Genomic DNA, 22,173 nt, shown 5'->3' with positions numbered 1-22,173 from the left:
CACGGCTTCATTTGTTCGATCGGGGAAACGCACTGGTAAGTTCATTCTTCCCAGCGCACAGCCGGAGCAACGTTTTCGCCTAACTGACGTAGGCGCGACGTTAGTCACACCTGTCCAACTAAGGTTTGCCCCTTTCATAACGTATCGCAGAGGGGCTACATTTCTGGACGCCTCATTTACACACACGACACTGAAAGTAACAGTATTGTGCCATCACCTGCCCTGCGGGAACACGTTTGGTAAATAATGGAGTTATATCGTCTCCACGACGGCGATGCTGTGATGAGCAAATCGGGGGTAGCCTTGGGACTATTCATGTGAGGCGACGAGGGATAAACGGAACCGTATCCCGCGTTCCGGGTGTAACCAGGCGCACGGTAGTATTCCCCTCATGGCTTCACACGAGAATATGTCCGCCGCTAGTTCCCCGCGTCGGGGCAGTGCTACTGCTGCTGTCGCCACTGCCCATCACGAGGATTGGGTGAACGGGCAGAGCGCTCTCCTTGTGCTCTCCTTTGGCGGTCCCGAGCATCACGATGATGTCCGGCCGTTCCTTGAAAACGTGACCCGTGGACGAGGCATCCCGCCGGAGCGCCTGGACGAGGTCGAGGTTCACTACCACCACCTCGGTGGCGTGAGTCCGCTTAACGGTCTCAACCGGGAGCTCATCAGCAACATCGAGTCGGAACTCGCGCGCCGTGGAAGGGATCTTCCCGTCTATTTTGGAAACCGCAACTGGCACCCGTTCATTGAAGAGACCGTGGAGGAGATGGTCAATGACGGAATCACCCACGTCTACGTGTTTGCCACCTCGGCCTGGGGCGGAAGCAGCGGATGCCGTCAGTATGACGAAGACATCGAGCGAGCGTTGACCCACCTGAAGAACAAGGGGCTGCCCACCCTAACGATGGTCAAACTGCGCCAGTTCTTTGATCACCCGGGATTTATCCACCCATCTGTGGACTCCATCCGAAGGGCGATGGACGATTTTCCCGAGGATTCGGCGCCACGGCTCGTATTCACGGGACATTCCATCCCCACCGCCGCCGACGAGCGCTCCGGTGTCCCCGAGGACGGGACCCTGTACTCCAATCAAATCCGTAGCGCGTGCGCAATCATCGCGGGGGAACTGGGCGTGGACGATTACGACCTCGTGTGGCAGTCACGCTCCGGTTCGCCACATACTCCGTGGCTGGAGCCCGATATTGTCGATCACGCGCGGGATCTTCACGAGCGTGGAATTAACGACCTTGTCGTCTACCCCGTGGGTTTCATCTCCGATCACACGGAGGTTGTGTGGGACCTCGACAACGAGCTGAAGGATGCGGCAGATGAATGGGGAATGAGGATTTCCCGCGCAGACACCGTGGGATCAACCAGCGAATTCACAAGCATGGTGGTCGACCTGATCGAAGAGTTCGATGCCGCCGCTTTACCAGTGCGGATGCCCAGCCCTGTGACAGTGGTGCTGCGTGGCTGCTCCATTAACGGTGCGCCGTGCGCCAAAGGATGCTGTGTTTCGCGGCCCCACCCGCACGGGCACCGACCGGCCGGGATGTCTCAGTCCTAGCGGCGGTAACGACCGGCAGGACGCACCCAAACTGCGAAGCTGCTCCACAAGCACCACGGGCTTGGAGGAGCGCTGGCGTTTGGCGCGACTACCAGGCGTCCCCGCGAAGAAATTCTCTGTCCGCCGCTGCGACTGCGGCCATCCGCGCATCGGCGATGGGGCCCACGAGGGGGAGAAGTTGGGCATCGAGAGTGTGATCGTGGACGCGATCTTTGAGCGTTTCGATGATGGCCGAGACTCGGTTGGCCCGGGCGATGAGTTTCTCGGCCCGCGGTGTCACTCCCGGGGGAATTCCCGGTGCCTCGTAGAAATCGGTGAGGGTGCCGACGATGAGCCGGGGATGTGACAACCGTGAGGCAGCCGAGGACCGCGGCTGGAGGGCGTCGACAAGCGAAGTAGCCTGACGAGTGGCCTGGGCGAGCGTGAAATCAGCCTCACCGGGCATCATCGGTTCGCTGGCCTGCAGCGGATCGCAATGGGTGACATCCCAGCGGGCGTAACCGTCGCCGCGGGGACGTGCCGACCAGGCGTAGAGCACGTGGGGCGTGAGGATACCGAAGCCGTCACCAACCCCAGCGGGCAGCGGACGCCCAGGGTGGCCGAGAAGTAGTCGCACAACCCCGGCCCCGTCGGTCCTGAGCATTGCGCCGAGACCATCGTTTACGTCAGGTACGTCGGTCCCGAGCGCTGCGTCGGTACCGCGGGCCTCGCGGGCGAGCTTAAGGACCTCGCGGATGACCTCATCATCCATGGCCACGCCGAGCTCCCACAGGCTGTCCTGCGCATCGTCGACGGAGACAACGCCATGAACCCACGCTGACACCCACAGCGCAACGTTTTGTGCGGGCGAGTAGACAAGCGCGCGCGGATCCACAGTGCTCCCTTCTCTTCGGCGACGTTCTGCACGCACACACTAGCAGCGAGACTAATCGTTTCCGTAACTGCGCACACCACTGTGTGCCACCAAGAACCCGGCAAAAGTACTATTCATACCCATGGACCGGTATTCAGGCAATATCTTTGACGGGCACAAGCGACTACAGAAACCCACATACCCAGAGGTCCCGGCACAGCCCGGAACCGTGTTCGAGGTGTTTGCTGATGGCTACGTGGGAGCCGTCGTCGGCTGGGAGAAGACCCCGCAAGGGGCCATGCTGCGTCTCGAGGACAGGTACAGCGCCACCCGCATCTTCCCGGTTCGCGCCGGCGCTTTTATGGTGGATGGGCAGCGCGTCACGCCAACGCGCTATGTCCCGGCACGCGCACCGCGCCGCTCAAACTCGGGATCACGGATGGTGGAACACCACGAGGCCAGGGTCGCGATCCCGTCGCACATCTGGGTGGAAGGCATCCACGACGCGGCAATTGTCGAACGGATCTGGGGCCACGACCTGCGCGTCGAGGGCGTTGCCGTGGAGTACCTCGAAGGTCTGGATAACCTGCCGGAGATGCTGCGGGAGTTTCAGCCCACCGCCACCCGCCGGGTAGGAGTACTTGCAGACCACCTCGTCACCGGCTCCAAAGAGCGGCGGCTCACCCAGTCAGTTGGCCCTCACGTACTGGTGACGGGACATCCGTTCATCGATATCTGGGAGGCGGTCAAGCCGTCCTCAGTGGGCATCCGGGCATGGCCGAAGGTACCGCGCGGGGAGGACTGGAAGCAGGGGGTATGTGACCGGCTGGGGTGGCATGAGCCAAAGGAGGGCTGGAACCGCGTGTACAACGCGGTTCACTCCTACAGGGACGTGGATTCCTCGCTCATCAACGCAGTTGAGCGGTTGGTCGACTTTGTCACCAACCCGCAGCTGTCCAAGGAGGACCTGCAGTAGCCGTAAGGGCGGGCGACACTTCACGGGGCGGGGCGTGCCGGATGTCGGTCCGGCACGGACTGCCATCATGTACCCTAATTTTGTGGGTTCATTAGTTTGGTTGATTGCAGCATTGGCGCTCGGCGCGGCCGAGCTGGCAGTGGGGGACTTCACGCTGCTCATGCTCGCGCTGGCGGCACTGGGCACGTCCGGGGTCTCCCTTTTCGGCGTCCCCATCGCCGTGGAAGTGGTCGCCTTTGCCATCTTCGCCATCGGCCTGTTGTTCCTCCTCCGACCCTGGCTTCGCCGCCGGATGCAGAAGGATCCCATCCTCGATACGTCCCAGAAGGCGCTCGAGGGCAAGGCCGGTCATGTGCTTGAAACCGTCACCGGCCAGTCCGGGCAGATCCGGCTCGCCGGTTCCATCTGGAGCGCGCAGAGCCTCGACCCGCAGCGTGAGTTCCTTCCCGGCGAGGTTGTCCGCGTGGTGAGCATCGAAGGCAACACCGCGATCGTGTGGGAAAACCTCTAGCTGGCTGCCCGACGTGCGCTGACGAGGGCTTGAACGGTGTGCGGTAGAGGGATAGGCCCCGTGCACGTACACTCGTGTGCGCACGTTATAAATTTCACGAACACCGACTGAAAGGCTAGGAACTTCAATGTCCAGCATGTCACTCATCGTCTTCGTGCTCATCCTCCTGCTCGTAGCGGTCCTTGTGGCCCGCTCCATCGCGTTAGTCCCGCAGGGGACCGCAGCCGTTATCGAACGGCTGGGGCGCTACACCCGCACCGTGGAGGGCGGCATCACGTTGCTGGTTCCCTTCATTGACCGCATCAGGGCGAAGGTGGACACCCGCGAGCGCGTGGTGAGCTTCCCGCCCCAGGCGGTTATCACCGAGGACAACCTCACCGTTGCCATCGATATCGTCGTCACATTCCAAATCAACGATCCCAAGCTCGCCATCTACGGCGTAGACAATTACATCGTCGGCGTGGAGCAGATCTCCGTGGCAACGCTTCGCGATGTCGTCGGTGGCATGACACTCGAGGAGACGCTGACCTCCCGCGACGTGATCAACCGTCGGCTGCGCGGCGAGCTCGATTCGGCCACCACAAAGTGGGGCCTGCGCATTTCCCGCGTGGAGCTCAAGGCCATCGATCCGCCGCCGTCAATCCAGCAGTCCATGGAAAAACAGATGAAGGCGGACCGCGAGAAGCGCGCCATGATTCTGACAGCCGAGGGCCAGCGTGAGGCGGATATTCGCACCGCCGAAGGCGAGAAGCAGGCACGCATCCTCATGGCGGAGGGCGAGAAGCACGCGGCGATCCTCGGTGCAGAGGCCGAACGCCAGGCGATGATCCTGCGCGCCGAGGGCGAGCGAGCTGCCCGGTACCTCGAGGCACAGGGCGAGGCCAAGGCGATCCAGAAGGTCAACGCCTCCATCAAGGCTGCAAAGGTCACCCCCGAGGTGTTGGCCTACCAATACCTGGAGAAGCTGCCCAAAATCGCCGAGGGCCAATCGTCCAAGGTGTGGATGATCCCGAGCGAGTTCGGCGATTCCTTGGAGAAGTTTGCCAAGTCGTTTGCCCGCAAAGATGATGACGACGTGTTCCGTTACGAGCCGGCCCCGGTCGATTCCGAGGCGCTCGACGTTGTTGGTGATAAGGAAACCGAGGACTGGTTCTCCACGGAATCGGATCCCGAAATCGCCGCCGCCGTGGCAAAGGCCAACCGCGAGGCCACTAAGCCTGTAGATGCGGCTCCGCACGAGGCGGCGCACGCAAAGAAGGCGCAGCAGTCAGTTGATTCCTCGGCGACGGATGCCGACGGTAACCAGCAGGCGATCGAGCAAGCACCGGGCGTGAGCACGGTGTTCCCCGAGGCGGCAGCACGCGAGCCGGAGGTAGTAGAACGCCCCCAGAACTCAGGAGAAACGGGAGAGTACCCCAACTTCCCGAATGCACCAAAGTTCGGCGAGTAGGGGCAGGTCTGCTCGCGGCGCAGGTCGTCTGCTCCCCTTAAGCTTCTTAGAGGGAGCGGGAGACCTGCGTCAACAGCATGGTGGCTAGCTCCCAGCCGGCGGTCTCAGCGTCCCAGCCGGCGGCCTTCAGGCGCTGACTCATCGCCTGCTTGGTAATCCCCAGCTCATCGGCGGCCTCCACCTGGCTCAGGCCACTGCGCATGAGCCCGGTGGCCTCGCGGCCCTGTTGGGACCGTTTGGACAACACAAACGCGATGAGTTCGAAGGCCGCAGCGATGGCTTCCTCAAAGATCTCCTCGTGCGCGGGGGTGGCAACGGTGACCGGGGCGGAGCGGGGCCCCCTTTCGGCGGCCCCGGCAGCGCAAGCGAGAGCTTCGTCGGCACAAGCCCCGCAGCCGAGGCTGACAGCCCACATGTCAGAGGAAAGTAGAGCCATGATGATGGCAACGGTGCCTTCGGGGGACGGCAGGGGCGCCGTGATCGTGTCGACGTGCTCGACAACAAAATCGGGGCCCTCGGTAATCGTGGACAGGGCTGCAGCGGAACGGCGTACCGTTTCACCACGACGTTTCTCTTTTCCCTTGTACGTCGCCTGCACCGCAAACATCGTGGCTCCTTCCTGACCCTCGCCGATACGTTAATTCTCCAGCGGCCTCACCTGGCTACCACCTCCCGTCAGCGCACGAAGGGCATCGACACCTGTCGCGCGGGTAGTGGGTGGGCCACAGCTGAGGACTGAACTTACCGCCAGTCTATCCTGGAGCTTTTACTTTGTGCTTTCCACCACGCCAGAGCCGCGGACCGGAAGTTTCGCGTCGAGCACAAGCCCCGAGACTCCGATGACTAACAGGAGTGCGGATACCAGCAGCAACGCCGGGTTGACGTTGCCGGTGAGCGTGTCACCGAGGAGCACGATGGCGATGGTGTTGGGGGCCGAGCCCACAAAGGTTGCTGCGATATACGGAACGAACCGGATGGAGCTGACGGCCGTGGAGTAGTTGAGCACGAAGAAGGGGATGCCAGCGATCATGCGCAGGCAGGTGACGGACAGCCACCCACGTTGGCGGAGCCGCTCGTCAATCCCGTGTACGGCCGGGTGCGTCAGCTTGGGGGCCATCCAATCCCTGAGGAAGTGGCGCACAATGACGAAGGAGATGGTGGCAGAAACTGTCGTCGCCGTCAGCGCCAGCAGGCAACCTTTCATCGGGCCAAAGAAGATCCCGGACATGAGCGTGAAGAAGGTGCGGGGGATGGGGAATTGGGTAAAGACGATATAGATAAGGAAGTACACCAGGAAGAACCAGTCCCCGGCACCATCCGCCCACAGCCGCAGGAGCTCAACGGAGGGGATATCGACCATGAAGAGGAGCACCACGGCGGCAACGGCAGCAGCTACAACTGCCACCTTCTTCCACGCGGGAAATGCGAGGAAGGTGGCGATGGCATCAGTGATCACGCCGCGACAAAAGTCGATGAATTGGAGGACCCACGCCCCGAACTTGCGGAAAATTGCTGCCATGGTCGCCATATTCTAAACCACCTCGGCGGGCAACGAGTAACTCGACGAGGCTTTTCGGCGTGGCCACGGCCAACCAAATTCGGGCACAAAGCAAACTTTTCGGGTGAGATCGGGCACATTCGGAGAGTGAATGATCAGATCAATACCCTTAAAGGTGCAGTTAGACGGACTGACAGGTCCGACCACGCCCCACGCAGGTCACCGTTTGGTTCCAGCAATCAACTAACAACTTCGTTAGACTTAGAAGCTGAATGTGTTTAGCTGACCGGCTACGTTCACGTAAGTAGCAGTAGTGCACGTGTCGTGCATCGCAAAGTACGCGCTTTGTGGCTTGCAAGCGTTTATGTGGCCGCCCGGTGCCGGCTGAAGCAAAGGAGATAGTGCCCAGACGGAACCGAATCGATCAACACACTCGTGTACACAAATTAACTAACCAGTACTAGGGAAGAAGGTTCATCCCCGTGACTGATGCGCACAACGGCACTCCGTTGCCGGCTGATTTCGAAGAAACTCAGCAAGAATGGTGCAAGGCAGCTGCGAAGGTCTTCGCTCGTGTCCACAAGAAGGACGTCGCCGACGTTCCTCTGGACATTTGGAAGCGCCTCATCCGCACCACCTACGATGACATTAAAATTAACCCCCTTTACACTCGCGCGGACGAGATTGCCGAGGCTCCGGAGCCCGGCAAGTTCCCGTACCTGCGCGGTTCCCACGGCCCGGGCGAGAAGCCCGAGGGCTGGGGCGTAACCGAGCGGTTCGGTGAAGAAGGCGACGCGAAGACCACGAACGAGAAGATTCTCCATGCCCTTAACTACGGCACGAATTCCCTCGTTATCGATCTCCGCGGTGCGGATCACATCGGCCCGTCCGATCTCGCCCAGGCTCTGGACAATGTCCTGTTCGCCTACGCTCCCGTCCGCCTCGAGGCGGGCAAGGATGCGGTGGAGGCCGGCAAGGCTTTGATCGAGTTGGCCAAGGGCCAGGAGAACGAGGACAAGATCGAGATTGAGCTCGGCGCTTCGCCGCTGACCTCCAGCTTCGACGAGTCCGAGTCTGTGTCCCTCGAGGATGCTGTTGAGCTGGCCAAGCTGGCCAACGAGGCTCCGGTTACCACCCGAGCCATCCTCGTCGATGGTGTCGCCTTCTCCAACCAGGGTGCCTCCGACGGTGAAGAGGTCGGCTTTGTCCTCGCCGCTGCTGTTGAGTACCTTCGTAAGCTTGTCGACGCTGGGCTTTCTGTCGAGGACGCGTTTGACCAGCTGTCCTTCCGTTTCGCTGCGACGGATTCCGAGTTCGGCCAGATCACCAAGTTCCGCGCGGCTCGTATCCTGTGGGCCCGCGTCGCCGAGGTCCTCGGAGTAGCAGAACGCGCCGCGGCTACCCCGCAGCATGCCATCACCGCCCCCGTGATGTTCACGCAGCGCGACCCCTGGGTCAACATGCTGCGCAGCACGGTGGCGGCGTTCTCCGCCGGCGTTGGTGGAGCAACCGACATGGAGGTTCTGCCTTTCGACTACGCCATCCACGGCGGACTGCCGAATACCTCCCGTGACTTCGTGCACCGCATCGCACGCAACACCAACCTTCTCCTCATCGAGGAATCTCACCTCGGCTACGTCATCGACCCGGCCGGTGGTTCCTACTACGCAGAGAAGCTCACCCAAGAGGTTGCGGATTCCGCATGGAAGATCTTCACCGAGATCGAGGGCAAGGGTGGGTTCACCGCCGCCGCCGATTTCGTCCGCGAGACGCTCGACACCACGTTGAAGGCCCGCTACCTGGATATTTCCAAGCGCAAGAAGTCCATCACGGCCATCAACCAGTTCCCGAACCTCGCTGAAAAGCCCCTGTCCAAGGAGGCCCGCCAGGAGCTCAAGGGTGTGCGTCGCTGGGCCGCCGAGTTCGAGGCAATGCGTAACCGTTCGGACGACTACCTCGCCGAGCACGGCGTTCGCCCGACCGTTGGGCTCATCCCGCTCGGCCCGCTGGCCAAGCACAACATCCGCACCGGCTGGATCACCAACCTTGTTGGCACCGCCGGCATCGCCGTGAACAACCCCGGCCAGGTCGTGCCAGGCGAGGATGGATTCAAGGAAGCCGCCGAGGCCTCCGATATCCTCGTCATCTGTGGCAATGATAAGGAGTACGAGGCCAGCGGCCTCGAGGCTCTCAAGGCACTGCGTGAAACCGGAAAGACGATTCTTCTTGCCGGCTCTGAGAAGAGCTTCGAAGGCAAGGAGGACGCTCCCGATGGTTACCTCAACGTGAAGATCAACGCAGGCGAAACCCTGTCCGACATGCTCACCAAGCTTGGTGCCTAGGAGGATTGAGAAAGAAAATGGCAACCATTCCAAATTTTGCAGACGTCACTCGCGTTCCCGATGAGCCGTCCGCACCTCACGCCGGTGAGGCACAGGTCAAGGATGAGCACATCTGGGAGACGCCGGAAGGCATCGAGGTTAAGCGCGTTTTCAACCGCGCCGATCGCGACGCCCTCCTGAGTGGTGAGACGCCCCACCCGCTGGATTCTTTCCCGGGTCTGCGTCCGTTCATGCGTGGCCCGTACGCCACCATGTACACCAACCGTCCGTGGACGATTCGCCAGTACGCTGGCTTCTCCACCGCCGCAGAGTCCAACGCCTTCTACCGTCGCAACCTGGCCGCCGGCCAGAAGGGCCTGTCGGTGGCGTTCGACCTGGCTACGCACCGTGGCTACGATTCTGATAACGAGCGCGTGCTCGGCGACGTGGGCATGGCCGGCGTGGCCATCGACTCCATCCTTGACATGCGCGAACTGTTCCAGGGCATCGACCTTTCCAGCGTGTCTGTGTCGATGACCATGAACGGCGCCGTGCTTCCGATCCTCGCTCTCTACATTGTGGTGGCCGAGGAGCAGGGCGTGGAGCCCGAGCAGCTGGCAGGTACGATCCAGAACGATATCCTCAAAGAGTTCATGGTTCGTAACACCTACATTTACCCGCCGAAACCCTCCATGCGCATCATCTCGAACATCTTCGAGTACACCTCGCTGAAGATGCCGCGCTGGAACTCCATCTCCATTTCCGGCTACCACATCCAGGAAGCCGGCGCTACCGCAGACCTCGAGCTCGCCTACACCCTGGCGGATGGTATTGAGTACATCCGTGCCGGTGAGGACGTGGGCCTGGAAGTGGACAAGTTCGCACCGCGTCTGTCCTTCTTCTGGGGCATCTCCATGAACACCTTCATGGAGATTGCGAAGCTGCGTGCCGGCCGTCTCCTGTGGAGCGAGCTGGTGGGCAAGTTCAACCCGAAGAACCCCAAGTCGCAGTCCCTGCGTACCCACTCGCAAACCTCCGGTTGGTCGCTCACGGCCCAGGATGTGTACAACAACGTCGCCCGTACCTGCGTGGAAGCCATGGCCGCCACCCAGGGCCTGACGCAGTCACTGCACACCAACGCACTCGACGAGGCACTGGCTCTGCCGAGTGACTTCTCCGCGCGTATCGCCCGTAATACCCAGCTCCTGCTGCAGCAGGAATCCGATACGTGTGCGCCAGTCGACCTGTGGGCCGGCTCGTACTACGTGGAAAAGCTCACCGCCGAGCTCGCCTCCCGCGCGCGCAAGCACATTCAGGAGGTTGAGGAGGCCGGTGGCATGGCTCAGGCCACCATCGAGGGCATTCCGAAGCTGCGCATTGAAGAGTCCGCTGCCCGTACTCAGGCCCGCATCGACTCCGGCCGTCAGGCCCTCATCGGCGTGAACAAGTACAACGCCCTCGAGGACGAGGAGATCGAGGTTCTCAAGGTGGAGAACTCCCGCGTGCGCCACGAGCAGCTGGAGAAGCTGAAGAAGTTGCGCGAGGAGCGGGACGAGGCTGAGGTCCAGAGGACCCTCGATGCCCTGACGTACGCTGCAGCCCACGAGGACGAGAAGAAGCCGGGCGACCTGTCGCTCAACCTCCTCAAGCTCTCGGTTGATGCCGCTCGCGCCAAGGCAACCGTCGGTGAAATCTCCATGGCACTGGAGAAGGTCTTTGGCCGCCACGAGGCTGAGGTCAAGACGCTGTCCGGCGTGTACAAGGAAGAGGTAGGAAAGGAGGGCCAGGTGGATAACGTTCAGCACGCTATCGCCCTGTCCGACGCTTTCGAGAAGGAAGAGGGCCGTCGCCCCCGCATCTTCATCGCCAAGATGGGCCAGGATGGCCACGACCGTGGACAGAAGGTTGTCGCCTCCGCCTACGCCGATATGGGCATGGATGTCGATGTGGGACCGCTGTTCCAGACCCCTGCCGAGGCCGCTCGCGCGGCCGTGGACGCCGACGTCCACGTCATCGGCGTGTCCTCGCTCGCCGCTGGTCACCTCACCTTGGTGCCGGCGCTGAAGGAAGAGCTGAAGAAGCTCGGCCGTGAGGATATTCTCATCTGCGTCGGCGGTGTCATCCCCCCGGGTGACTACCAGGAGCTCTACGATATGGGCGTCATCGCGATCTACGGTCCGGGCTCGGTTATTGCCGATTCCGCGATCGACCTCATTGAGAAGGTCGCCGCACATATCGGCATTGATCTCGACGTTCCCGAGAAGTAGCAGGGGACGCGTGCCCCTGGCTTCGGCCGGGTGCACGCCGAGTTCATAGAGATCAGGGCCACATTCCAGTGGCGCGCTTGGGTGGTTTACAAGCTAACCACCTATGTCTACGGCCGTACTTCTCGCGAGGGGAGTACGGCCGTTGCCGTACCCGCGTGCGGATTACCCACCGCTTACAGCCGTACGGGTGATCGCGGAACGTGGCACCGCAATCGTGCACTATGAGCTCGTGGATTTAGTTAGACTTTAATAAAGGTACAAGCAATATTCGGTGCCGCTGAGGCACCGGTGTGAGGACAGTAGTTGTGAACGAGGATCTTGAATTTTTGGAACACCACCTGGGCAGTTTGACCACTACCGCGGGCACCGATCTGGGTGATGTCACGGCCGTCGCTCCCGAGGTGGTCAAGCGGGCCCGTCGTCGGATCAACGTGGACGAGCTTGTTGCGGGCGTAGAATCCAACAACCGCCGTTTCATCGCGCAGGCGATCACGCTGCTGGAATCGACTGCCGCGGCGCATCATGTCCTCGGCCAGGAGCTTCTTGTGCGCCTGCTCCCCAAAGCAGGACACGCCCTCCGCGTGGGGATTACCGGTGTGCCTGGCGTGGGTAAGTCCACGTTCATCGAGGCGTTAGGGCAGAAGCTCATCGCGGATGGACACAAGGTTGCGGTGTTGGCCATCGATCCCTCGTCAACCAAGACGCGCGGATCCATCCTGGGCGATAAGACCCGCATGGCCAAGCTGGCCGCCGACGACAATGCCTTCATTCGTCCCTCGCCCTCGGCAGGCACCCTGGGTGGTGTGGCCAAGGCCACCCGCGAGTCCATCGTCGTCCTGGAAGCAGCAGGGTACGATGTTATCCTCGTGGAGACCGTGGGCGTTGGACAATCCGAGGTGGCCGTCAGCCAGATGGTCGATATCTTCACTTTCCTCGCGCTCGCCGGTGCCGGTGACCAGCTCCAGGGCATTAAGAAGGGCGTGCTGGAAATGGCCGATCTCGTCGCCATAAATAAGGCCGACGGCAAGAATGTCCGCAACGCTAAGCGTACCGCTCGTGAGCTTGGTTCGGCCATGCGAATGGTGCGCCAGCCGGATGAGGATTGGAACCCGCCGGTGATGACGATGTCCGCGGTGGAACACACCGGGGTGGACGAGTTCTGGGAACACGTGCTCGAGCACCAGAAGGTGATGCGCGAGAACGGGAAGTTTGAGGAGAACCGTCGCGAGCAGCAGGTGAACTGGACGTGGCAGATGGTCCACGAGACCATCCTGCAGCGGCTCAACTCTCACCCCTTGGTTCAAAAGAGGAAGGAAGAGACTGAGCATCAGCTCCGCGATGGCACGATCACGCCCACACTCGCGGCCCAGCAGATCGTCGAGGCCTTCGATACCCCGATTCCGAAGAGCTAGGTTTGTAGCCTTACGCACCGCCAACCGGGCGCCGACCAGCGTGGTTGCGCCCGGTTCGTCGTACTCTGGATCCCGATCCAGCGATGCGAGGGCGATGCGAGGGCGAACTACGGGCGCCAATTGGCGTAGCACTAGAGCGGTGGTCTGTCGTGCTGGGTTATCTCCGTCTGGAGGGAATCAACATACCGAGGTGGAGCGACTACCCAGCCCGCTGCAGAGGCCCAGTGCGGCAAGGAGCAATGGGGCAGTAGCCTACGAGCGGCGGGGTGACCCAAGCCGGAAAATGGCCAGGTTAGGGTGGGCAAAGCCCGGGTAACCGCTGCCTTAGTCACGTTTTCTTCGTTACACTGGTTGCTGCCGATACGTTGGCTCCGCACACTAGAAAGGTACATAGAATTATGTCTGATTTGCTCAAAGATCATGGCCCGAATCCCTACGTCCTGGACATCGAAAAGGCCACCAAGGACAACGAGAATTTCCGGGACACGCTGTGGACTGGCAAGTACCTCCAGATGACGGTGATGAGCATCCCCGCCGGTGGTGAAATCGGCGCCGAGGTACACGACGATCACGATCAGTTCCTCCGCCTGGAGGAGGGCAAGGCCCGCGTCATGATCGGCGATTCCGAAGATAACCTTGACATCGACCAGGAAGTAGAAGACGACTGGGCGATCTTCGTGCCCGCGGGCAAGTGGCACAACGTGGTGAACGAGGGGGATAAGCCCTTCAAGGTGTACTCCATTTACGCAGCCCCGGACCACGTCGCCGGGACCGTGCACAAGACCAAGGAAGACGCGGATAACGACCCGAACGAGCAGCACTAAGTAGCGCTCACCCGTAGCGTCGGGGCGCGGCTACACGCGTCCCACGTACGCGAAAACGAAGGCGACATGGCCAGTAGGTTTCTGGCCGTGTCGCCTCTTTTCTTGCCTGCCCTGGCCCTTGTGCCGCCCCTATGGCACCCGCACGGAGAAGGGGCTAGTTGCTGTGGTTGGGGCGCTCCGGCATCGTGCCCGGGTGCCACATGCCAAGCTCGGAGGGCATGTCGTCGTCGTCCGGGATCTCGCCCAAGGGTACAAACCCCAGGCGCTTGTACAAAGCTGCGGAGTCGGGAGTGGAGGCCTCGAGGTAGATCGGTGTTTCGCCGGCACGCTCCATCCCGTGGCGCAGCAGCGTTGTTCCCAGGCCTTCTCCTTGGTGGCCGGGGCGGACGGCCAACGTGTACAGGTACCAGTGGGGGAATTGGGGGTGAAGCTTCTCGGACTTCCGCTCGCGCAGAACTGCGCCAATAAATGACTTGCCAAACACTCGAACGTAATCGGGGACGTAGCGGAGAAGAGACAGGAATGTAATCGGTTTGCCCGGTTTGTTCCACAGGGCAACTCCGAGCATCTCACCCTCCTCGTTGAACTCCACGTCGACGATGCCGTATGGCAGGTATTCGTGACGCAGCTGCAGGTCGAAGATCTTTCTCAAGTTCTTTGTCTCGTCCGATAGCGGCTGCATAATGCGTCGAAATGCTGGATCGGTCTCAAACGCGTCAGTGAGGATGTCAACGATCTGGTTGACGTCTCCTTCGCTCGCCGGTCGAATAGTAAGCTTCATGTCTTCCATGGTAGTGACCACAGTTCAGGCCCGCCCACTCACACCGCGCATGCACGAGTCCGGCACACACTCCTGAAACCCCTCATGGGGTATGCCCCTGTGCGACGTGTGCCGGGTATGTGCAGAGTTACGGAGATAAAAAATCCTCCCACCAAAGGTGAGAGGATATTGTGCCCGAGGGGGGACTTGAACCCCCACCTCCGTTAATAGGAGACTAGCACCTCAAGCTAGCGCGTCTGCCAATTCCGCCACCCGGGCAAGGTGTTGTTCGCACTCTCGTGCGTGGCACGAGGAATACTTTAACCCACATCCCACAACACAAACAAATCTGCAGGTCACCTAAGCAAAAGGGGGCAAAGAACTTACATCGGTGTTGTTTTGTCTGCACTTGCCGTCAGCTTCACGTAAGAATGGAGGTATGACTGATTACAGAAACGATCCGCGTTTTCCCGGCCCTGATCCATACGCGCCGCTCAAAGATCTTCCCACGTTCACCGTCACGTCCACCGACTTCGCCTGTGGGGAACAGCTCCCCGTGAAGCATCGCGGTGGACAAAGCGTCTCGCCGCAGCTGTCCTGGGACCCGAGCGAGCTCCCCGCAGGAACTAAATCCCTCGCCATCACCTGCTTCGATCCCGATGCTCCCACGGCATCCGGCTTTTGGCACTGGGGAGTGTTCAATATCCCCCTCTCCTGCACCTCTGTTGCAACCGGGGCCGGTGGCGAGACTCTGGCCGGTGTTCCAGAGGCCGTGAACCTCAAGGGCGATTCCTTGCGGCGCGGCTATTACGGATCCAATCCTCCGGCAGGCCACGGTCCGCACCGCTACCTCTTCGCCGTCCACGCCGTTGACACCGAAACGCTGGACATTGCACCCAATTCGCCGGTGACGGTGCTCGGGTTCAACCTCTACTTCCACTCCCTTGCCCGAGCGATCTATTGGGGCTGGGACGAGAACTAGCCCCCAGTTCCTGTAAGCCTAAACCAAAGCAAAGCCACCGTTTAGCCGTCAATACGACTAAACGGTGGCTTTAAGTGTCTTTAAGCCCGCCGCGGCGAGTGTCCTAGGCCTCCTCGGGCACGTACGGCTGCTGGCATCCCACAGCATCGCTGAGGCTCTGGTAGCCGTGCTCGTCGAGCTGCCTCAGAAGGTCCTTGTGGATGTCACGGATGAGGTCCGGGCCGAGGTAAATTAGCGACGTGTAGATCTGGAGCAGGTTCGCACCTGCGGCGATCCTTTCCCACGCGTCCTGCGGGCTAAAGATGCCACCGACGGAGATGATGGCAAGCTCGCCACGCAGGCTCTTATACAGTCTCTCCGTCACTTCCAGCGCGCGCTTGGTAAGTGGCCGCCCGGATACGCCACCAGCTCCCATCGATTCCACCTTTCGGTGTGGCGTGGACAACCCGTCCCGGGAAATCGTCGTGTTCGTTGCCACAATACCGGCCAGCTTCATTTCTTTGGCTAGTTCGGCGACAGCATCGATATCCTCATTGGCAAGATCGGGTGCGATCTTCACAAACACCGGGGTAGAGGTAGACTTTTGCACGATGTCCACGATGGGACGCAACTCGTCCACGGCCTGCAGGTTGCGCAGCCCTGGGGTGTTGGGAGAGCTCACGTTGATGACGAGGTAATCCGCGAGATCACCGAGCAGCGTGGCCGAGCGGCGGTAATCATCCACCGCCTGTTCGACGGGAACCACCTTGGTCTTGCCAATGTTGATTCCGATGACATCGTCGGACGTGCGCCGACGCAGATTATCGGCAACCACAGCAGCGCCATTGTTGTTGAACCCCATCCGGTTGAGGATCGCCTTGTCTGCGGGCAGCCGGAACAGTCGCGGTTGCGGGTTGCCGGGCTGCGGAGAGGCAGTCACGGTTCCCAGTTCCGCGTACCCGAAGCCCACAGCGGACCACGCGTCCGGGGCTACGGCATCCTTATCAAAGCCAGCAGCGAGCCCCACCGGCCGGGGAAAGGTGACACCACAGACTTCCTGCTCCAGCCTCGGATCATGGACGGCAATCACCTTTTCCATGACACGGTTGAGAGGTGTGACGGTTTGCAAAACGCGCAATCCCCCCATGATGATGTCGTGAATACTCTCTGGTTGGAGTGTGAACATTCCCTTTAACGCGATGCTATACAGCGACGTTCGGATGGGATGAGCCATGGTGCCGGTTCCTTAACTGGTCAACTAAATGGTGGACAGGCGCGAGGCGCAGCGCTTTCCTCCTCGCCGGGATCGGCGCGGAAATGGGGGGCCAGGCTCGCACGCGCGTCCGGTCCCGCACTGTTAAAGGGGAAAGTAGCACTTCGCATTGTTTTCCAGAGAATAATGTACCCCACGTCAACTACGGAGGGCGAAGTCCAAGCGCCACGGTGGGGTTGGACCCGCCCGCAGCCCTAGTTCGGGCGAATGATCTGCAGCCCTAAGCCACTAGCAGAGCCGATGGCCAGCGATCCGTCGCCCAACACCGCCAGTGACTGAGCATCCGCCACCGTCTGCCGCTGCTGCTCAAGGATCGGGACGCCGGTTTTCAGCGAGTAGCTCGATACCTTGTTATCGCCGAGGGTGGTTACCCACGCCGTGTTCGTGGTGGCATCCCACGCCACGTCCCACGGGTGCGGGCCAATCGGAACGGATTGGTGCAGCCGGATTACGTCGAGGTTGTTGTAAATCCGCAGGGAATCGCCAATATTATCCGCTACCAGCATGGTTGTGTTCTCGCCCGGAGCGATGCGGGAGACTCCCACCCCGGCCCGGAGTGCACCACCGGTGCGGGTCTCCTTGAGATCCACGCCCGTCACACGGGTGGTGGCCATGTCGGAGGCCACCACGGCATCGGGAAGGTCGCTGTCACCGGTGCGGGGCAGGGCGATCACCTGGTTCACGCCCCCGCCTGTGTTCACCTCCGTGGAGGAAGTCGTCTCATCCGGCGCAAACACGGTGACGTTATCGCTTTCGGGGCTGCCGCCGATTACCGTGCCGTCCGTGGTGACAGCTGCGGCCACAAAGGGCTGCAGCGCTGTGCGAACCGTGTCCAGGGCGGGCGAGTGCGCGTCGATGAGGAAGATTTCGCCCGAGTTACCCCCATCGCGAGCCGTCGGGCAGGCCAGCACAAACGTATCTCCCGTCGCGGTGACATCGCCGCACTTGGCGCTGATCTGGAGGGCGGTGTCTTCCCCCGCGCGCAGCTGGTCCACGGTACCCACATGGAGGAACGGCCCAGTGCGCACGGCGAGAATGTCACCGGCTGCCTCCACGTCGGTGATCCCGGGGAACTTCTCGTCCACGGGGAACACCTCACCGTCCGGGTCCACCGAGGCGGGCGACTCCTGTGGCGTCGCATTGCCGACGGGGTTGTTCACCCAGTCCGTTTGCTCCTCCGTCGCCTGCGGGTTGACCCCATCGGCGCCGTCAGATCCTGTGCTGTCGTCGCCTGAGCAGGCCACGAGCCCCGTGCTGAGGGCAACAGAAAGCCCGAGTGCGGTCAAAATTCTACGGCTACGCATATTCACGGGTTTAACGCTACCATGCTGGTACCCTTCACCCACCCGGGGCTGACCACGTATTTTCCACGGTTCCGCGCACCCGGTGGGTGCCCACGGTGCCTCCGGGGACCCGCCGGCGGTGTAGTCTGTCTCCGTGATTGAAACGGATTTGGCAGCAACAGCTGCAGCGCACACCGCTGACTCGATGACGTGGGGACAAACGATCGTGTTGTCCGTGGTCCAAGGCCTGACGGAATTCCTCCCAGTGAGCTCCTCCGGGCACCTGCGCATCGTAAGCGAGCTGCTGTACGGCCACGACGCGGGCGCGTCCTTTACCGCCGTCGTCCAGCTCGGCACCGAGGCTGCCGTGTTGGTGTACTTTGCCCGCGAGATTTGGACGATCATTCGCTCGTGGTGCGTGGGACTCGTGGATAAGACAAAGCGAGATTTCTACTACCGGATGGGCTGGATGGTCATCGTCGGCACGATCCCCGTGGGGCTTCTCGGGTACTTTGGCAAGGATCTCATCCGCGAGAGCCTGCGCAACCTGTGGATAACGGCCACGGTGCTCGTTTTGTTCTCGTTCGTGTTCATCTGGGCGGAGCGCGTGGGCTCCAAGAAGCGTAACTATGAAGACCTCGCCATGAGGGACGCGATACTGATGGGGCTCGCCCAGTGCCTGGCGCTCATCCCGGGTGTTTCCCGTTCCGGTGGCACGATCTCCGCGGGTTTGCTCTTGGGACTCAACCGCGAGGTCGCCGCTAAGTTCTCCTTCCTCCTCGCCATCCCCGCGGTTCTGGCCTCCGGTCTGTTTTCGCTTCCCGACGCCTTCTCGCCCGAGGCTGGTCAGGCAGCCTCCGGTGCCCAGCTGTTGGTAGGAACGGTGATCGCCTTCGTCCTCGGCTACGCGTCCATCGCTTGGCTGCTCAAGTTTGTGTCCAACAACTCGTTCGCCTGGTTTGCCGCCTACCGCATCCCCGTGGGCATCCTCGTCATGATCCTGTTGGCGGCGGGAATCCTCGCTGCCTAAGCGGGGTCATCTCGGGGGAGTGGGCGCGAGTGGGGCGCGCCCACTAATGTGGAGGCCATGCAATCGTGGCCAGTTCCTCAACATTCATCATTCGATTCACTCACCGGCGAGCCCGTCCAGCTCAAGCTGTACGATTCCGCCGATGGCCGGGTCAAGCCCGTCGAGGCGGGCAAGCTAGCGACAATGTACGTGTGTGGCATCACGCCGTACGATGCGACCCACCTCGGGCACGCGGCCACGTACCTCACCTTCGATCTCATTTACCGCCAGCTCAAGGCCAACGGCCACGAGGTTCACTACGTACAAAACGTGACGGACGTGGACGATCCGCTGTTTGAACGCGCGGAACGCGACAACGTCGATTGGCGGGAGCTGGGCACCTCCCAGATCGACCTGTTCCGCTCGGATATGGAGCACCTGTCTGTGTTCCCGCCCCAGGATTTCGTGGGCATCGAAGAGTCGGTGGGGGAGGTCATTGACATGGTCTCCGAGCTCATTGAGAAGGGCGCCGTGTACGCGATCGATGATCCCGAATACCCGGACCTCTACGCCCGGATCTCCGCAACGGACCAGTTTGGCTACGAGTCGCGCTTCAGCCGCGAGGAGATGATGGAGGTGTTCGCCGAGCGCGGTGGCGACCCGGATCGCCCTGGCAAGGAGGATCCGCTCGACGCCTTGGTGTGGAAAATGGCGCGCCACGGCGAGCCGAGTTGGAAGGCACCGTTTGGTGAGGGCCGTCCCGGCTGGCACATCGAGTGTTCGGCGATCGCCCGCAACCGCCTCGGGGTGCCGTTCGACATTCAGGGTGGCGGACGTGACCTGGTGTTCCCGCACCACGAATTTTCCGCGGCACACGCGGAGGCAGCAACCGGCGTCACCCGCATGGCGGGTCACTACGTCCACGGTGGCATGATCGCCCTCGACGGCGTGAAGATGTCCAAGTCCCTGGGCAACCTCGTGTTCGTGTCCAAACTCGTGGACGAGGGCCACACGCCGGATGCGATCCGGCTGTCGGTGTTTGCGGGGCACTACCGCGAGGACCGGGATTTTTCTCAGGACCTGTTGGACAAGTGCGAGGACCTCGTGAAAAGGCTCTCCGAGGCCGTGGACAAGCCGTCGTCGATGAAGGATGCCGACCGCCTCGTGGCCACCATCCGCGAGGCGCTCGCCGACGACCTCGATACCCCGCGTGCCGTCGCGGCGATTGAGCAGTGGGCTACAGTGGCCGTCAACGCGGAGGGCGATGACCTCTCTCTGGAGGCCGGAACCACCGTGAAGAACGCGCTCGATGCGCTGCTGGGCCTCACGCTGGCGTAGCAGCCGGTGATTACGGGCCGCTTGGCGCCCGCGTACGACGTGCAAACTGGGACACAATCGGAGACAATAGACACCATGAGTATTCGCGAGAGCATGCAGGCGAGCGTTGACGAGTTCATCGCCAACCTGGAATCCTACGCAACCGGTTCCTACCTGAGGGACAACGAGAAAGAGTTCTGGGAGCAGCCGTTTGACCCGGAGGTGCTGCCCGAGCTTCGCGGAATTGTCCAAGATTTCCTTGATAGCCTCGATCGCCTCGGCGGCGACCCTTCCATGGAAGCGGTCAACGGCGTGGTTAATGGGTTCATTGAGCGCACCGAGGACTTTGACGAGAAGAACGCCGGAGCCGTTATCGAGCCCGAGGAGGAAAACGATCTCAACCTCTTCATCCACCGTGCCCTGGAGGCCGGCGGTATCTCCGAGGAGATCATTTCCTCCTGCCCGCAGTTTGAGTAGCAGGTAACCCGGGAGGATAGGGAGCCGTCTCCACTCCCGCCGCCCGGCCTTCTTTTGGGCCCGCGTGCCGGCTTGCGGCCCCTCCTTTCCCATCCCTTGCCCCAAGCGTCTAGCGTTAACTGCATGGGAAAATCAACGCCTGACTCCGTGAGTCCGAAGGAACAGCGCAACGGCCGTGCCTACGTCACGGCGATGGGGTTGCAGGGGATCGGCGATCAGCTAGTCAACGCCAAGACCGTGCTGCCGTGGGTGTTCTCCATGGCGGGTGTCTCCTCTTTCTTCGCGGCGCTCCTCATCCCGATTAGGGAGAGTGGTTCCATGCTGCCGCAGGCGGCGATCACCCCGTGGCTGACAGCCAAGCGGCGGCGGGCTACCGTGTGGTCCATCGGCGCTCTCATTCAGGCGATTTCCGCCATCCTCATGGGGCTTTCCATCGGGTTCGCCCGTGGGGCGCTCCTCGGTGTGCTTGTCGTCGTGTTCCTTGCCACCTTCTCGCTGGGCCGTGCCATCGGCTCGATTTCGGCCAAGGACGTGCAGGCCCGAACCATTTCCAAGGGCCGCCGCGGGAGGCTCACGGGCACCTCGACCATGGTGTCTGGGCTCATTGCCGTGACGGTAGGGATCGCAATTCGGGCCCTGGGGCACAGTTTGTCTCTTGGTTTCCTCGCCCTTCTCGTTGCCGCCGGTGGCGTGTGCTGGCTTTTGGCTTCGCTCGTATTCACCCGCATCGATGAGCCCACCGACGAGGGTGGACAACAGGGCAGCTCAAAGGGGTGGGCCGCCGAGGCCTGGGAACTTCTCTCCACCGATCGGGCTTTTCGACGCTTCGTCATCGTCCGCTCCCTGTTGCTCGCCTCCTCACTGTCTCCCGCCTTCATCGTGCAGCTTTCTTCCCGTTCCTCGAACCTCTTGGCGGGGCTCGGTTCGTTCATCGTCGCATCCGGCCTGGCAAGCCTCATCGGCGGGCGGGTATCGGGTGCGTTAGCGGATAAGTCGTCGCGCAATACGATGTCCTACGGGGCGCTTGCCACCTCCATTGCTCTCCTTGCCATCGTTGCGGTGAGCTACGTGGATGCGATCGCCGCCTGGGCGCTACCTATCGGCTTCTTCATCGTCACGCTCATTCACACCGGTGTGCGCGTGGGACGGAAAACCTACGTTGTGGACATGGGAGAGGGCGACCAGACCACTAAATACGTCGCTGTGGCGAACACCGCGATGGGCTTCATCCTCCTCTTCTTCGGTGCCGTGTCGGGCGTCATTGCCCTGGCCGGTGCTCGTGCCGCACTCGTCGCCTTGGCCCTTGTTGGCATCGCCGGTTTCCTCACCGCGCGCTCCCTTCCTGAGGTATCAAAGGGCCACGCCTAATCCGCACCGCATTCGCTACGCAAATTCGGATATAGTGGCGGGG

The 22,173-nt window shown here is 61.6% G+C and carries 19 protein-coding genes and 1 tRNA gene; 13 read left to right on the top strand and 7 right to left on the bottom strand.

The annotated features are described in order from the left end of the window. Positions 1-391 precede the first annotated feature (391 nt). Positions 392-1,570, top strand: a complete 1,179-nt coding sequence (locus HMPREF1219_RS02870) for a ferrochelatase (RefSeq protein ID WP_156823198.1) — start codon at positions 392-394, stop codon at positions 1,568-1,570. Positions 1,571-1,658: 88 nt separating this feature from the next. Here the strand turns inward: HMPREF1219_RS02870 and HMPREF1219_RS02865 are convergent, their stop codons facing one another. Next, positions 1,659-2,444, bottom strand: a complete 786-nt coding sequence (locus HMPREF1219_RS02865; protein ID WP_016457513.1) for a hypothetical protein — start codon at positions 2,442-2,444, stop codon at positions 1,659-1,661. Positions 2,445-2,565: 121 nt separating this feature from the next. Between HMPREF1219_RS02865 and HMPREF1219_RS02860 the strand changes: the two genes are divergently transcribed. The 3 genes from HMPREF1219_RS02860 (at position 2,566) to HMPREF1219_RS02850 (ending at position 5,360) form a co-directional block, all read left to right on the top strand. Continuing rightward, positions 2,566-3,399 carry a DUF3097 domain-containing protein gene (locus tag HMPREF1219_RS02860; protein WP_016457512.1) on the top strand — a complete coding sequence of 278 codons (834 nt, stop codon included), beginning with the start codon at positions 2,566-2,568 and terminating at the stop codon, positions 3,397-3,399. Between the two features lie 82 nt (positions 3,400-3,481). Continuing rightward, complete coding sequence (locus tag HMPREF1219_RS02855) at positions 3,482-3,910, top strand: NfeD family protein (RefSeq protein ID WP_040427147.1); 429 nt, start codon at positions 3,482-3,484, stop codon at positions 3,908-3,910. 136 nt (positions 3,911-4,046) lie between these two features. Beyond that, the gene (locus HMPREF1219_RS02850; protein WP_084594690.1) at positions 4,047-5,360 is read left to right on the top strand and encodes an SPFH domain-containing protein; all 1,314 of its coding nucleotides are present in this window, start codon (positions 4,047-4,049) and stop codon (positions 5,358-5,360) included. A gap of 46 nt (positions 5,361-5,406) precedes the next feature. On the opposite strand, the gene HMPREF1219_RS02845 is transcribed toward HMPREF1219_RS02850, so the two are convergent. Continuing rightward, positions 5,407-5,967: a hypothetical protein gene (locus tag HMPREF1219_RS02845; RefSeq protein ID WP_016457509.1), complete on the bottom strand. Its 561-nt coding sequence runs from the start codon at positions 5,965-5,967 to the stop codon at positions 5,407-5,409. A gap of 159 nt (positions 5,968-6,126) precedes the next feature. Beyond that, a complete protein-coding gene (locus HMPREF1219_RS02840) occupies positions 6,127-6,888 on the bottom strand; it encodes a TVP38/TMEM64 family protein (RefSeq protein ID WP_016457508.1) in 762 nt (253 codons plus the stop codon). 452 nt (positions 6,889-7,340) lie between these two features. Here HMPREF1219_RS02840 and HMPREF1219_RS02835 point away from each other — a divergent pair, with 452 nt between their 5' ends. The 4 genes from HMPREF1219_RS02835 (at position 7,341) to HMPREF1219_RS02820 (ending at position 13,682) form a co-directional block, all read left to right on the top strand. Continuing rightward, entirely contained in the window at positions 7,341-9,200 is a 1,860-nt protein-coding gene (locus tag HMPREF1219_RS02835; protein WP_016457507.1) for a methylmalonyl-CoA mutase family protein, read from the top strand. Between the two features lie 17 nt (positions 9,201-9,217). Then, positions 9,218-11,446, top strand: a complete 2,229-nt coding sequence (gene scpA, locus HMPREF1219_RS02830) for a methylmalonyl-CoA mutase (RefSeq protein ID WP_016457506.1) — start codon at positions 9,218-9,220, stop codon at positions 11,444-11,446. A gap of 305 nt (positions 11,447-11,751) precedes the next feature. Then, the gene (gene meaB, locus HMPREF1219_RS02825) at positions 11,752-12,858 is read left to right on the top strand and encodes a methylmalonyl Co-A mutase-associated GTPase MeaB (RefSeq protein WP_016457505.1); all 1,107 of its coding nucleotides are present in this window, start codon (positions 11,752-11,754) and stop codon (positions 12,856-12,858) included. Positions 12,859-13,256: 398 nt separating this feature from the next. Continuing rightward, positions 13,257-13,682 (top strand): cupin domain-containing protein, encoded by a 426-nt coding sequence (locus HMPREF1219_RS02820; RefSeq protein ID WP_016457504.1) that lies wholly within the window; start codon positions 13,257-13,259, stop codon positions 13,680-13,682. 154 nt (positions 13,683-13,836) lie between these two features. Here HMPREF1219_RS02820 and HMPREF1219_RS02815 read toward each other — a convergent pair whose 3' ends face one another. Further along, positions 13,837-14,463, bottom strand: coding sequence for a GNAT family N-acetyltransferase (locus HMPREF1219_RS02815; protein WP_040426805.1), 627 nt, complete (start codon positions 14,461-14,463; stop codon positions 13,837-13,839). A 171-nt stretch (positions 14,464-14,634) separates the two neighbouring features. Next, positions 14,635-14,721: transfer RNA gene (locus HMPREF1219_RS02810), tRNA-Leu, on the bottom strand. Between the two features lie 160 nt (positions 14,722-14,881). Here HMPREF1219_RS02810 and HMPREF1219_RS02805 point away from each other — a divergent pair. Beyond that, positions 14,882-15,424: a YbhB/YbcL family Raf kinase inhibitor-like protein gene (locus HMPREF1219_RS02805; RefSeq protein WP_016457502.1), complete on the top strand. Its 543-nt coding sequence runs from the start codon at positions 14,882-14,884 to the stop codon at positions 15,422-15,424. Between the two features lie 103 nt (positions 15,425-15,527). On the opposite strand, the gene HMPREF1219_RS02800 is transcribed toward HMPREF1219_RS02805, so the two are convergent. Together HMPREF1219_RS02800 and HMPREF1219_RS02795 are read right to left on the bottom strand one after the other, a co-directional pair. After that, positions 15,528-16,637: a quinone-dependent dihydroorotate dehydrogenase gene (locus tag HMPREF1219_RS02800; protein ID WP_016457501.1), complete on the bottom strand. Its 1,110-nt coding sequence runs from the start codon at positions 16,635-16,637 to the stop codon at positions 15,528-15,530. Positions 16,638-16,870: 233 nt separating this feature from the next. Next, the gene (locus tag HMPREF1219_RS02795) at positions 16,871-17,980 is read right to left on the bottom strand and encodes a YncE family protein (RefSeq protein WP_245554381.1); all 1,110 of its coding nucleotides are present in this window, start codon (positions 17,978-17,980) and stop codon (positions 16,871-16,873) included. A 184-nt stretch (positions 17,981-18,164) separates the two neighbouring features. On the opposite strand from HMPREF1219_RS02795, the gene HMPREF1219_RS12740 reads away from it, so the two are divergent. The 4 genes from HMPREF1219_RS12740 to HMPREF1219_RS02775 all read left to right on the top strand — a co-directional run bounded on the left by HMPREF1219_RS12740 (position 18,165) and on the right by HMPREF1219_RS02775 (position 22,130). Continuing rightward, positions 18,165-18,989 (top strand): undecaprenyl-diphosphate phosphatase, encoded by an 825-nt coding sequence (locus tag HMPREF1219_RS12740; RefSeq protein WP_211212621.1) that lies wholly within the window; start codon positions 18,165-18,167, stop codon positions 18,987-18,989. Between the two features lie 57 nt (positions 18,990-19,046). Next, complete coding sequence (mshC, locus tag HMPREF1219_RS12735) at positions 19,047-20,306, top strand: cysteine--1-D-myo-inosityl 2-amino-2-deoxy-alpha-D-glucopyranoside ligase (RefSeq protein WP_016457498.1); 1,260 nt, start codon at positions 19,047-19,049, stop codon at positions 20,304-20,306. Between the two features lie 75 nt (positions 20,307-20,381). Further along, on the top strand, positions 20,382-20,762 hold the full coding sequence (locus HMPREF1219_RS02780; protein ID WP_016457497.1) for a hypothetical protein: 381 nt from the start codon (positions 20,382-20,384) through the stop codon (positions 20,760-20,762). 123 nt (positions 20,763-20,885) lie between these two features. After that, entirely contained in the window at positions 20,886-22,130 is a 1,245-nt protein-coding gene (locus HMPREF1219_RS02775) for an MFS transporter (RefSeq protein WP_016457496.1), read from the top strand. The last annotated feature ends 43 nt before the right edge of the window (positions 22,131-22,173 follow it).

This window comes from Corynebacterium pyruviciproducens ATCC BAA-1742 (genome assembly GCF_000411375.1).
In the GTDB taxonomy this organism is placed as follows: domain Bacteria; phylum Actinomycetota; class Actinomycetes; order Mycobacteriales; family Mycobacteriaceae; genus Corynebacterium; species Corynebacterium pyruviciproducens.
The sequence above is the reverse complement of the archived record's forward strand: the minus strand, read 5'-3'. Positions and strand labels throughout refer to the sequence as shown.